The 12,038-nt window shown below is 71.6% G+C and carries 10 protein-coding genes; 5 read left to right on the forward strand and 5 right to left on the reverse strand.

The window, feature by feature from the left end; genetic code table 11:
- Positions 1-38: 38 nt before the first annotated feature.
- The gene (locus tag FZ046_RS07585; RefSeq protein ID WP_149484224.1) at positions 39-2,252 is read right to left on the reverse strand and encodes an MDR family MFS transporter; all 2,214 of its coding nucleotides are present in this window, start codon (positions 2,250-2,252) and stop codon (positions 39-41) included.
- 121 nt (positions 2,253-2,373) lie between these two features.
- On the reverse strand, positions 2,374-2,916 hold the full coding sequence (locus FZ046_RS07590; protein WP_070353907.1) for a TetR/AcrR family transcriptional regulator: 543 nt from the start codon (positions 2,914-2,916) through the stop codon (positions 2,374-2,376).
- A gap of 87 nt (positions 2,917-3,003) precedes the next feature.
- Between FZ046_RS07590 and FZ046_RS07595 the strand changes: the two genes are divergently transcribed.
- Both FZ046_RS07595 and FZ046_RS07600 read left to right on the forward strand, forming a co-directional pair.
- Positions 3,004-3,864 (forward strand): SDR family NAD(P)-dependent oxidoreductase, encoded by an 861-nt coding sequence (locus tag FZ046_RS07595; RefSeq protein ID WP_070353908.1) that lies wholly within the window; start codon positions 3,004-3,006, stop codon positions 3,862-3,864.
- 314 nt (positions 3,865-4,178) lie between these two features.
- Positions 4,179-5,618, forward strand: coding sequence for a DHA2 family efflux MFS transporter permease subunit (locus FZ046_RS07600; RefSeq protein WP_099045954.1), 1,440 nt, complete (start codon positions 4,179-4,181; stop codon positions 5,616-5,618).
- 25 nt (positions 5,619-5,643) lie between these two features.
- Here the strand turns inward: FZ046_RS07600 and FZ046_RS07605 are convergent, their stop codons facing one another.
- On the reverse strand, positions 5,644-6,111 hold the full coding sequence (locus FZ046_RS07605; RefSeq protein ID WP_070353910.1) for a hypothetical protein: 468 nt from the start codon (positions 6,109-6,111) through the stop codon (positions 5,644-5,646).
- Between the two features lie 206 nt (positions 6,112-6,317).
- Here FZ046_RS07605 and FZ046_RS07610 point away from each other — a divergent pair, with 206 nt between their 5' ends.
- The gene (locus FZ046_RS07610) at positions 6,318-7,787 is read left to right on the forward strand and encodes an amidase (RefSeq protein ID WP_070353911.1); all 1,470 of its coding nucleotides are present in this window, start codon (positions 6,318-6,320) and stop codon (positions 7,785-7,787) included.
- 58 nt (positions 7,788-7,845) lie between these two features.
- Entirely contained in the window at positions 7,846-9,138 is a 1,293-nt protein-coding gene (locus FZ046_RS07615; protein WP_070353912.1) for a serine/threonine-protein kinase, read from the forward strand.
- Positions 9,139-9,201: 63 nt separating this feature from the next.
- Here the strand turns inward: FZ046_RS07615 and FZ046_RS07620 are convergent, their stop codons facing one another.
- Positions 9,202-10,326: a spore photoproduct lyase family protein gene (locus tag FZ046_RS07620; protein ID WP_211372269.1), complete on the reverse strand. Its 1,125-nt coding sequence runs from the start codon at positions 10,324-10,326 to the stop codon at positions 9,202-9,204.
- 106 nt (positions 10,327-10,432) lie between these two features.
- Here FZ046_RS07620 and FZ046_RS07625 point away from each other — a divergent pair, with 106 nt between their 5' ends.
- Positions 10,433-11,269 carry an SDR family oxidoreductase gene (locus tag FZ046_RS07625; RefSeq protein WP_070353948.1) on the forward strand — a complete coding sequence of 279 codons (837 nt, stop codon included), beginning with the start codon at positions 10,433-10,435 and terminating at the stop codon, positions 11,267-11,269.
- Positions 11,270-11,272: 3 nt separating this feature from the next.
- Here the strand turns inward: FZ046_RS07625 and FZ046_RS07630 are convergent, their stop codons facing one another.
- The gene (locus FZ046_RS07630; protein WP_083298305.1) at positions 11,273-12,010 is read right to left on the reverse strand and encodes a cutinase family protein; all 738 of its coding nucleotides are present in this window, start codon (positions 12,008-12,010) and stop codon (positions 11,273-11,275) included.
- Positions 12,011-12,038 lie beyond the last annotated feature (28 nt).

Here is a 12,038-nt window from a genome sequence, read left to right on the forward strand (position 1 = left end):
GGAGGGGCGGGTGCCGCTGTTCGTCCGTGCTCGCGGCGTCAGCGTCGTCGCGGCGGCGGGGGCGGCCCGGGAGGACGGGACGGCATGGTGGCGCGCGGCCGGAATGGGCGCGTCGGCGGATCGGCGACGACCTGACCCGCCGGCGGCGCCATCCGCGTCGTCTGCGGGTCGATCGGCCGGGGCGGCGGGGCGCCGAGCTTCATCGGACGGGTCTCGTCGGCGGCGGGATCGCGCTCGATCAGCACGCCGCGTGCGATGCGCTCGAGCGCGCCCTGCACCTTGATCCGGTCCGGGCGGCCGTTGAACTCGGGCGACTGCGCCAGGGTTTCGGTGATCCAGCCCGAGATGACGTCGCGCGCGATGCTGACCTCCGCGGCGCCGGCCGGCGTCAGGGAGAACCGGTTGCCCGAACGCAGCGCGAAGCCGGTGGCGACCAGCCGTTCGAACGTCGGTTCCAACACCTGCCGGGGCACGCGCCGCTCCTCGGCGATCGCCGCCAGGTCGGCCGATCCGGTGGCGGCGGCGTGCCGGTACACCTGGATGACCGCCCACAGCCGCGCGGTGTCGAGGTGGCTGCGCGACGAATGCGACACCGCCTCCAGGTCGATGCCGTGACTGCGCTGCAGTAGGCGGCCGATCGACACCTCGAGCAGCTTCTCGGGCGTCTCGTTGGTGGGCATGCCGAAGCCCTCGCCGAGATCGGTGCTACCGCTGGCCGCGGCGTCGCGCAGCGGAACCTGCTTGAGCAGCAAGGCCAGGACGAAGCCGACGACGGCGAACGGCGCGGCGAACAGGAAGACCTTGCTCAGTGAGTCGGCGTACGCGGAGATGATCGGTGCGGCGACGTCGGCGGGCAGACCGTGCAGCGCCTGCGGTGACGTGGCGGCCTCCGGTGGCGCACCGCTGCTGGCCATCGCCCCCGGCAGTCGGCCGTCGAGGAAATTGGCGAACATCGACCCGAAGATCGCCGCCCCGAACGAGCTGCCGATGGTGCGGAAGAAGGTGACGCCCGACGTCGCGACGCCGAGGTCGTTGAAGTCGACGGTGTTCTGCACGACCAGCACCAGCACCTGCATGCTCAGGCCGATGCCGGCGCCGAGCACCAGCAGGTACAGCGACTGCTCCCAGGTCGAAGTGTTCTCGTCCATCCTGCTCAGCAGCACGAAGCCCAGCGCCATGATGGCGGTACCGGCGATCGGGAAGATCTTGTACCGCCCGGTGCGGCCGACGATGACGCCACTGCTCAGCGACGTGACGAGCAGGCCCAGCACCATCGGCAGCGTGCGCAGGCCGGACTCCGTGGCCGAGACGCCGTCGACGAACTGCATGAAGGTCGGCAGGAACGTCAGCGCGCCGAGCATTGCGAAGCCGACGACGAACGACAGGACGCAGCAGACGGTGAACACCGGGTTGGCGAACAACCGGATCGGCAGGATCGGTTCCGCAGCGCGGCGTTCGGCGAACACGAAGGCGACCAGCGCCGCCGCGGAAGCGACGAACAGCCCGATGACCGTCGCCGACGCCCAGGGGTAGGTGGTGCCGCCCCAATTGGTGGCCAGCGTCAGGCCCGCGGCGCCGAGTCCGATGAGCACGATGCCCGCGTAGTCCAGGACCGGCCGTGCGGCGCGCGCGAGTTCGGGCAGCGCCACCGCGGCGATGCCGAGGACCACCACGGCCACCGGCACGTTGATCCAGAACGCCCACCGCCACGTGAGGTGGTCGGTGAAGAAGCCGCCGAGCAGCGGTCCGATGACCGTGGTGACGCCGAAGACCGCCCCGAGCGCGCCTTGGTAGCGGCCCCGTTCGCGCAGCGGGATGACCTCGCCGATGACGGCGACCGCCGTGACCGTGATGGCGCCGCCGCCGAGGCCCTGCAGGGCGCGCGAGGCGACGAGCATGCCCATCGACTGTGCGAGGCCGCACAGCACCGACCCGATCAGGAACAGCAGTACCGCCGCCTGGAACACCTTCTTGCGACCGAAGACGTCACCGAGCTTGCCGACGATCGCGGTGACGATCGTCGAGGCGAGCAGGTAGCTGGTGACGACCCACGCCTGGTGACCGGCGCCGCCGAGGTCGGCGACGACCGTCGGCAGCGCCGTCGCCACGATCGTCTGGTCCAGCGCGGCGAGCAGCATGCCCAGCACGACGGCCAGGAAGACGATGTTGCGCCGCCGGACGTCGAGCTGCTCCGGCCCGGTCGCCGGTTGCGCGGGTTCGGCCGCCGCGCGTGGGGGACCCGTCACCGACATCGATGCCTACCTTCCACTCCTCGAACGCGTGCACGACGCGATTGGCGGCGCACGCCGACCCAGCGGGTTACCCACGTGCGGTCCGCTCGACACCGAGCCGGGCAGCGAACCCCTCCCGACGCTACGGCGCGAGACCACGCAGCACGATCGCGAGGTGGCGCTGCCACAGCGCACGTCCCCGGCGCGCGGGATCGACCGCCTCGGACTGGATGACGCCGCGCAGCGCCCACACCGCGGAGGCGACGTCGTCGGCGGTGACGTCGTCGTGCACCGCGCCGGCGGCCTTGGCGCGTTCCATCAGCGCCGTCGACCGGTCACGGAGTTCGTCCACCAGCGGCTGCGGCGCCAGGTCGCCCCACATCGGGGCCGACAGACCGGCCTTCGCCGCGATCTCGACGCCCACGGTCCGCAGGAAGACGGCAAGGCCGTCGGCCGCCGGCGCCCGTTCGGCATCGGCGGTCACGTCGATCAGCCGGTGGAAGAAGCCGGTCAGCACCTCGCGCACCAGGGCGTCCTTGTTGGTGAAGCGGCGGTAGAGGGTGGCCGGTCCGACCCCGGCAGCGCGGGCCACGTCCTCGAGCGTGGCCGCAGGGCCGTGCGCGGCGAACACGTCCTCGGCGGCACGCAGCAGGCGGTCTCGGTTGTCGGCGGCGTCGCGGCGCATCGGTCCTCCTCGCGTCGTGCGGAATGCCGGGCGGCATACGGGCGTTCAGGATAAGTGATAGTCAAACTCTCAGAAAGAGGCTTCGTCATGACCAAGGTCTGGTTCGTCACCGGTTCGACACGCGGCTTCGGGCGCGCGCTGGTCCGCACCGCGCTCGAGGCGGGCGACGCGGTCGCGGCCACCGCGCGCCGGCCCGAGCTGCTCGCCGATCTCGTCGACGACTTCGGCGACCGCATCCTGCCGCTGCCACTGGACGTCACCGACGGCCCGGCTGCCGCCGCAGCGCTCACCGCCGCGCGCGAGAGGTTCGGGCGCGTCGACGTGGTGGTCAACAACGCGGGCTACGCCAACGTCGCGCCCATCGAGACCGGCGACGAGCAGGACTTCCGGGCGCAGTTCGAGACGAACTTCTGGGGCGTGTACCACGTGTCGAAGGCGGCCATCCCCGTGCTGCGGGAACAGGGCGGCGGCCTCATCGTGCAGTTCTCCTCGATGGGCGGGCGCGTCGGCGGTTCGGCGGGCATTGCGTCCTACCAGGCGGCCAAGTTCGCGATCGACGGTTTCTCCCGCGTGCTGCGCGCCGAGACCGCCCCGTTCGGCATCCGGGTGGTCGTCGTCGAACCGAGCGGATTCGCCACCGACTGGGCGGGTTCGTCGATGACCATCGACGACGTGCCCGAGCGCTACGCCGACACCGTCGGCGCGATGAACGCGATCCGCGTCAGCGACGCCGTCACCGCCGGTGACCCGGAACGCGCCGCGGACATCCTGGTCCGGCTGTCACGCCGCACCACGGTGCCCGACCACCTGCCGCTGGGCGTGATCGCCGCCGAGGGGGCGATCCGGCACGGTGAGTCAGTGCTTGCCGACGATCGCGAATGGGCCGCCGTCGCACGGTCCGCCGACTTCGGCGAGCCCTTCCCGGTCGACCTCCCGCCGGAGCGCTGATCCGTCGACGAAGGGCACGCATCCGCCGGCTGCGCCGAGCAGGGTCAGCAGGCGCGCGAGGCGCTCCGACCGGTGGGCGGCCAGGGGCAACCACGCCGTGACGCCGGCGAGCAACGCCATGGTCACGGCCGCGACGAGGAGGGTCATCCATTGACCCTGTCGTGAAAGCGTCCGGGCGACAAGCACGTCGACGGTCAGTCGGCCACGAGATACCGCCACGGTCGAGAAAAGTAGTTGTGCTAAACAGAGGGTGTGGTCCTACGCTGGCCGCTCGGGCAACGACGTCCGCGGTAATGGCTCGACGACCCATGGAGATGACGATGGCTGGCGACGTGCTGGCGCCCGGACGACGCACCGCTCCGAGCGCCACCATGATCATCGGACTGCTGGTCGGTTCGGCGTTCGTCATGATCCTCAACGAGACGATCATGAGCGTCGCCCTGCCGGCGCTCATCGTGGATCTCGGCGTCTCGGCGGGCACTGCACAATGGTTGACCAGTGGCTTCCTGCTGACGATGGCGGTGGTCATCCCGATGACCGGCGCGGTGCTGCAACGCTTTCCGGCACGGTCGATCTACCTGGTGTCGATGCTGCTGTTCTGTGCCGGCACGCTGCTGGCGGCCGTGGCGACGGGGTTCGGCATGCTGCTGGGGGCGCGCATCGTGCAGGCGTGCGGGACCGCGGTGATGGTGCCCCTGCTCATGACGACCGTCATGACGCTCGTCCCCGTGGAGCGCCGCGGTCAGACGATGGGCACCATCTCGATCGTGATCGCCGTCGCCCCGGCGGTCGGACCGACCCTGTCGGGATTGATCCTCGGCTCGTTGAGTTGGCGGTGGATGTTCGGGATCGTCCTGCCGATCGCGTTGGTCGCGCTCGCCGCCGGGGTGCACTGGTTCCACGTGCGGACCGAGCAGCAGCGCTCGACGCCGATCGACGCGGTCTCGGTGCCGCTGTCCGCGCTCGCGTTCGCCGGTCTGGTGTTCGGGCTGTCGCTGCTGGGCGAGTCGTCCACCGGGCACGTCGGGTTGCCCGCGTGGGTACCGGCAGCCGTCGGTGCCGTCGCGATGGTGCTCTTCGGGGTCCGTCAGGTACGGCTGCAGCGTCGCGACCGTGCCTTCCTCGACCTGCGTCCGTTCACCTACGGACGGTTCTTGATCTCCGTGGGCCTCGTGGTCCTCGGCTTCATGGCCCTTTTCGGCGCCATCATCATGCTACCGCTGTACGTCCAGGACGTGCTGGGACGCAGCGCTTTGGTCGCCGGCCTGATCGGGCTGCCCGGCGGTCTGCTGATGGGTCTGGCGGGACCGTTCATCGGCCGCGTCTACGACCGGCGGGGCGCCCGCGTGCTCGTCATCCCCGGCGCCGTACTGCTGTGCGCGGCGCTGTGGGGATTCGCGACACTGGATGCGACGTCGCCCATCGCCGAACTCGTGGCGCTGCAGACCGTCATGATGCTCGGTCTGTCGATGATGTTCACGCCGTTGATGACCGACTCCCTCGGCGTCCTGCCCGAGTCGCTGTACTCGCACGGCAGCGCGATCCTGACGACACTGCAGCAGGTGGCCGGTGCCGCGGGCACCGCGCTGTTCATCACCGTGATGACGAACGCCTCCGAGGCGGGTGGCGCCCCGGATCTGCCCGGCGTGCGGGCAGCGTTCACCGTCGCGGCGGTGATCTCGGTGGTGGTGGTGCTCGCGGCGTTCGGCACGGGCCGGCGTCCGGCGCCTGCCGACGGGCTGGCGGTGCACTGACGGCGTCCACGGGACGCCGCCGACGCTAGTGGCGGACCGGCGTGCGCGGCCGCGCGCAGCTGACGAGTACCGGCGCGGCGGTCTCGGCGGCGCGTCGGAGCTGGCGATCGTCGCGGGTGACGCGGCGCTCGAGGGTGCGTGCGTCGCGTTTGCCGAGGGCCCGCATGCGGGCGGCGAGGGCGTCGAGCTGGCGCCAGCTGAGGCCGTCTAGGTCACCGTCGGCGTCGTGGGTCGCGACGACCACGGCACCGCGGAGCAGCGGCACGGTCTTGGCGGTGAAGTCGCTACTGCTGAGCAGCAACTCGGTGGCGTTGCGGTTCACCCGGCGCTGGCAGCCGGGAGTGGTGGGGCTGAACCAGAAGTCGAGCGAGCGGTCGGCGCTGGTCAGCGATTCCAGTCGCTGCTCGCGGATGAGCTGGTCGATGTCGGCCTTGCTGAAGGCGCTGGTCTCATAGATGGCGCCATTGGCGCTGAAGTACAGGACTGTATTCATTTCGGTGATCCATTCGGCTCTTTCTCAGGGGTTTTCGCGAAAGGCGCTGACCGGGTCGGCACCTGTTACTGAAGTTACCCGTGTGACACTTGGGACAAACCTTGATAACGATCGCGATACGGTGTTCATTTCCTGGGCGTCTGCTGGGAACGCGCCACCGGCAAGGGACGGCGCCGCCGGTCGCGGGCGGCGCCTACGGTGCAACGATGGACTTCGACGAGTACCGCGCACAGGACGCCACCGGACTGGCCCGCCTCATCGCCGACCGGCAGGTCACCGCGGCCGAGGTCCTCGAGGCCGCCCGCGCCCGCGCCGCCGAGGTCAATCCCCGCATCAACGCCATCGTCCGGGACGTGCCGGTGCCCCCGGACGCCCACCACGCCGGACCCTTCGCCGGCGTGCCGTTCCTCGTCAAGGACCTCGCGCAGGATTACGCGGGCCTGCCCAGCTCCCGCGGATCGCGCTCCTTCGCGAACCTCCCGGCCACCGAGCACGCGACCGTCGTGCGCCGCTGGCTCGACGCCGGGCTGGTGATCTTCGGAAAGACCAACACCCCGGAATTCGGTGCCAAGGGCATCACCGAACCCGAACTGTGGGGTCCGGCGCGCAATCCGTGGGACCCGAGCCGGACCCCCGGCGGGTCCTCGGGCGGCTCGGCCGCTGCGGTGGCGGCCGGCATCGTGCCGTGTGCCGGCGCGAACGACGGCGGCGGATCGATCCGCATCCCCGCCGCGTGCTGCGGACTCGTCGGGCTCAAGCCGGGCCGGGGCCTGACGCCGATGGGGCCCGACACCAGCGAGAGCATGCACGGCGCCGCGGTGCAGGGCGTGGTGTCGCGCACCGTCCGCGACACCGCGGCCATGCTCGACGTCATCGGCGGTGGCGAGCCGAGCGGACCCTACGCGCCCGCGGCACCGGAGGCGTCCTACGCCTCGACCCTCCGCGAGCGTCCCGGTCCGCTGCGCATCGGCGTCCGCGTGCCGTCGGCGATCAACCCCGACCCGCACGCCGAGGCGGTGGCCGCGGCCGAGACGGCGGTCCGGGTGCTCACCGACCTCGGCCACCACGTCGAGGAACTGCCCCGGGCGCCGTTCGACGACGCCGCGTTGGCGCGGGACTTCCTGCTCAGCTGGTTCGTCTACACGGCGTGGGAGGTGGCCGACGCGAAGCGCCGGACCGGTGCCGGCGACGACGCGTTCGAGCGCGACACCCTCATCATGGCGGCACTGGGCCGCGCCACCAGCAGCGTCGACTACGTGGACGCGGTCCAGCGCCGGCACGACCACACCCGCAGGTTGACGACGTTCTTCGAGTCCTACGACCTGCTGCTCACGCCCACCCTCGCGACGCCGCCGCCCACCATCGGAGCGTTCGATCTGCCGGTCGCGTTGCAGCGGGGCGCCGACCTCCTGCTCCGCACCCGCACCGCCCGGCTGCTGCGATACACCAGCATCGTCGACGACATGGTCGACCAGAACCTCAACTGGGTGCCGTACACGCAGTTGGCGAATCTCACCGGGCGGCCCGCGATCTCGCTGCCCCTGCACTGGACGGCGGACGGCCTGCCGATCGGCGTGCAGTTCGTCGCTCCGCTCTCCGGTGAGCCGCTCCTGCTACGGCTCGCCGCCCAGCTCGAGGAGGCGCTGCCCTGGGCTCACCGCATCGCGCCGGTGTGACCCGCCGGGATCGCCGAAATCGGGTTTGCGCGCTGGGGAAAGCGGTTACGCCCGACCCATGACGGGCCGTGAACTGCTCGGCGACCGCTACGAACTCCGTGGCGTGTTGGGCGTGGGCGGAATGGCCGAGGTGTGCGACGCATGGGACACCCGGCTGAACCGGCCGGTCGCGGTGAAAATGCTGCACCCGGCGCTCGTCGCGCAGCCCGACGTGCGGTTGCGCTTTCACGACGAGGCGCGCGCGGCGGCAGCGCTCTGCCACCCGAACATCGTCGCCGTCCACGACTATGGCGAGCAGGACGGCACGCCCTACATCGTCATGGAGCGCTTGCCCGGCACCACGCTCGGCGACCTGTCGGCCGACGGTCCGCTGCCGCCCGACCGGGTGCGCGCCCACCTCGACGAGATCCTCGCGGCACTGGCGGTGGCGCATGCCGCCGGTGTGCTGCACCGCGACATCAAGCCCGGCAACGTCCTGGTGACGACGTCCGGTGACGGCGTCAAGGTCGCCGACTTCGGCATCGCCAAGACCGGCGGCGCCGCGCACACGATGACGGGCCAGCTCGTCGGCACGCTGTCCTACATGAGCCCCGAGCGGGTCACCGGTGCACCCGCCTCGCCCGCCGACGACCTCTACGCCGTCGGCGTCATGGGCTACGAGCTGCTCACCGGCGAACGCGCCTTCCCGCAGGACACGCCGATCGCGTTGGCACGCGCGATCGTCGACGCACCCCCGCCGCCGCTGCACGCGGTCCGGCCGGACCTCGACGCCGGGCTGGCGGCGGTGATCGACCGCGCCATGGAGCGCGACCCCGCGCGGCGCTTCGCGTCGGCCGAGCAGATGCGCGCGGCCCTGCACGGGGACCAGACGGCGCTCGTCGCGGGCCTGCCGGTCCCGGCGCCCGTCGCGCGGACGGACGGGGACATCACCGCGCCCATCGTCGTGCCGCGCTACTCCGCCACCCGCACCGTCGACGTCCTGCCGCCGCCCAGCGCGACTCGGCGGACGAAGGGCGGCCTCGCGGCCGCCGCGGTGCTCGGCTGCCTGGCGGTGGCGGCCGTGGCGCTGGCCGCAGAACCGTTCACGGCGACGCCCCCGCCGACGCCGATCAGCACCAGCACGCCGGTCCCGACGCCGGAGTCGCTGCCGACGCCTGCCGTGCTTCCGCCGCCGCCCCCGGCGCCGACGATCGTCCCGGTCCAGGAGACGGTTCCCGACGACGCCCCCATCGCCGTCGATGCGGGAAAGAACAACGGCGGCAACGGCAATGGGGGCAAGGGCCATGGTGGCGGCGGCGGGGGCGGCGGCAATGCGGGCAAGGGCAACGGCAACGCCAAGGGCAAGCACTAGTAGCGATTCACGAGCGCTGACGTTCGCTCACCGAACGAAAGCGCTCGTGAATCACTGCCGAGGCTAGGTCCAGTACAGGGTGCGGGCCTGGGGCAGCGTCTCGGCCAGCTCGGCGGCGAACCAGGAGCGCAGCTCGGCCATCGTGTCCTTCGGGTAGACGTACTTCGCGGCGCCGAACTTGCCGAACTTCCGGGTGCGCGCGGCCTCGTCCATCTCCAGCTTGGTGCGCGGGTACCACCCCAGCAGGACGTCCTTGCTGTTGTCGGTGAACCGGTGGGTGATGCACTCGACGGTCAGATCGAGGTCGTCGACGTCCGCGGTCGCGGCGGCGACGTCGCGCAGCAGTGCGCCGTATCCCTCACGCCACTGCGGGATCGGCATGATCGGCGCGATCGTCAGGCCCACCCGGTAGCCGCCCAAAGCCAGCCGGCGCAGCGCCTCGATGCGGCGCGGCAGCCGCGCGGTGCCCCCTTCGAAGCGGCCGGCGATCTCCTCGGCGTTGACCGACACCCGCACGCGCGTGCGGCCGCCGTGGGGCACCTCGAGCAGCGGACCCACGTTGTCGTACTTGGTCGTGAACCGCAGCCCGACCGGAGCCTGCCAGTCGTGCTGACCGACGTGCGCGATGGTCGCCGACAGCGAGCCGGTCAGGTGCTCGAGTGCCAGCGGGTCGGTGTAGCAGGACGCCTCGAACGTGGTGCCCTCATCGGCGCGCTCGTCGGAGGTCGACGTGATGGTGCCCTGTCCGACGTAGTCGTCCATGCCCGCCAGGATCTCCGGCAGGTTGGCATACACCCGCGTGATGGGCGGACCGGAGAGCGAGCCCGCCAGATAGCAGTACTGGCAGTGGCCGGGGCAGCCCTCGGCGAGGTCGATGCGCCAGTCGGCGCTGGGCGGGATGGGCTGCATGCGGCGCTTGGACGGCGGCGCCACGACCACGGCCAGGGTGCGCTTGGCCAGGGCGTAGGTGGCGCGGTCGTCGTCGCCGCGCAGCGGAGGCAGCCGGTCACCGGACAGGAGGCGGATGTCCTCGACGCCCGCGGCCTCGCAGCGGGCGACGATCTCGGCGCCGTGCGGCAGTTCGGCCGCCGATCGGGTGACCAGGACGCGCGACGGCGTCCACAGCACGGGGCCGCCGGCGGATCGGGAGGGAAGGGTTCGGGAAGGATCGCTCAACATCGTCGTCATCGCTTCTCCTTCAACGGCGTTCACCAGCTTCGGATTCCCCCTGCGGGGCGTGCCACACCCCGACGAAGGAGTGGGCGTCGCGGCGCCGCGCCGGTACGGTCACGGCATGGATGCTGTGACGATCATCACCGGCGGTGCGGGCGGAATGGGGCGGGCGACGGCAGAGGTGATCGGCCGCGACCAGCGGGTGGTGCTCTACGACGTGCGGGCCGATCGGCTGGAGACGGTGGCGGCCGAACTCGCCGCGCTGGGCATCGAGGCGGTCGCCGTGCACGGTGACGTCACCGACCACGCGGCAGTCGACCGGCTGTTCGAGACGGCGGGCAAGGTGGGTCGCCTCTCCGCGGTGATCCATGCCGCCGGCGTGAGCCCCAGCATGGGCGACGCGGAGTACGTGCTGCGGACCAATGCGCTGGGGACCGTGCACGTCGGCGAGGGCTTCCACGTCGCCGCGCCCGAGGGTGCGGCGCTGGTCAACGTGGCCTCGATGGCCGGTCACCTGCTGCCCGCCGAGTTGATTCCCACGGCGTCGTTCCCCCGTGCACTCACCGACCCCACGGGGTTCATCGACGGCATGCTGGCCGCGTGCGCGGTGGCCCCCGAGGAGGCCCGATCGGGGATCGCCTACGCGCTGAGCAAGAACTTCGTCACGTGGTACAGCACGTCGCAGGCCGAACGCTTCACCGGCCGCGGCCAGCGAATCGTCTCGGTGTCACCGGGGTCGATCGACACCGAGATGGGCCGGCTCGAGGAGAAGGCGGGGGCCGGTGCGCTGGTCGCCGACGCTGCCGTCCCGAGGTGGGGTAGGCCCGAGGAGATGGCCGACCTGCTGGCCTTCTGCGCCAGCAGCAGGGCCGGGTACCTCACCGGAACCGACATCCTCAACGACGGCGGCGTGGTCGCCTCGGTTCGAGAACGGGCCCGGGCGGCCGCGACGGGCTGACGGTCAGGCGGCGCCGTCGGCAGGCGCCGTGCCGGAGATCGCCGCGGCGGCGTAGGCGGCGGCCTGGTCGGCCATGCCGTTGTCCTCGTAGGCGCTGTGTGCCGAGCGGTCGAGTCCGCCCGGGTAGCAGACCGGATCGCCCTGCGCGCACAGTTGCAGCGTCTTGTTGGCGTACAGCGGACCGATGGTCAGCGGCGGCGCGGAGTGGTCGACCAGGCCGAGGAAGAAGGGCGACGGGGTACCGAACATGACGACCGCCGCCACGTGCTGGGCGACTGCGGGCGGCATGGGTCCGCTGATGTCGGCGGGCAGGGTGAAGCCGGCGGGGACGGCGTCGGCGGTGGTGTAGCCCGCGACGGCGGCGCCCTGGGAGTATCCGCCAAGGACGATCTTGGTGTTCGGACAGCTGGCCACCGTGGTCTCGATCTCGTGGCTGGCGTCGGCGATTCCCTCGGTGGCCTCGGAGAAGTGCAGCGACGCGGGGTAGTTCACGCCGTACACGTCGATCGCCTTGCCGGGCAGGCGGGAGGTGAGGGCGTCGACGAACGCCTGGCCGGTGTCGCCCACACCGGGCGCCTCGTGGGTGCCGCGGGCGAAGACGACCTGAACGTCGGCGCACGCCGGGTCGGTGGCCGCGGACGCGGTGCCGGCGGCTTGCGGCCCGGCGACCGCCGCCACGGCGACCGCGGTGGCGGCGAGGCGTCGGGACGTACCCGAGCGGAGGATGTCCGTGACGTTCATGGGCGTTGCCTTTCCGAAACCCGAGTGA

Origin of the sequence: Mycolicibacterium grossiae, assembly GCF_008329645.1 — a bacterium.
Classification (GTDB): domain Bacteria; phylum Actinomycetota; class Actinomycetes; order Mycobacteriales; family Mycobacteriaceae; genus Mycobacterium; species Mycobacterium grossiae.

Coding starts and splice junctions, on each gene's coding strand:
- FZ046_RS07585 (WP_149484224.1), bottom strand. CDS start 2,252: ATGTCGGTGACGGGTCCCCCACGCGCGGCGGCCGAACCCGCGCAACCG.
- FZ046_RS07590 (WP_070353907.1), bottom strand. CDS start 2,916: ATGCGCCGCGACGCCGCCGACAACCGAGACCGCCTGCTGCGTGCCGCC.
- FZ046_RS07595 (WP_070353908.1), top strand. CDS start 3,004: ATGACCAAGGTCTGGTTCGTCACCGGTTCGACACGCGGCTTCGGGCGC.
- FZ046_RS07600 (WP_099045954.1), top strand. CDS start 4,179: ATGACGATGGCTGGCGACGTGCTGGCGCCCGGACGACGCACCGCTCCG.
- FZ046_RS07605 (WP_070353910.1), bottom strand. CDS start 6,111: ATGAATACAGTCCTGTACTTCAGCGCCAATGGCGCCATCTATGAGACC.
- FZ046_RS07610 (WP_070353911.1), top strand. CDS start 6,318: ATGGACTTCGACGAGTACCGCGCACAGGACGCCACCGGACTGGCCCGC.
- FZ046_RS07615 (WP_070353912.1), top strand. CDS start 7,846: ATGACGGGCCGTGAACTGCTCGGCGACCGCTACGAACTCCGTGGCGTG.
- FZ046_RS07620 (WP_211372269.1), bottom strand. CDS start 10,326: ATGACGACGATGTTGAGCGATCCTTCCCGAACCCTTCCCTCCCGATCC.
- FZ046_RS07625 (WP_070353948.1), top strand. CDS start 10,433: ATGGATGCTGTGACGATCATCACCGGCGGTGCGGGCGGAATGGGGCGG.
- FZ046_RS07630 (WP_083298305.1), bottom strand. CDS start 12,010: ATGAACGTCACGGACATCCTCCGCTCGGGTACGTCCCGACGCCTCGCC.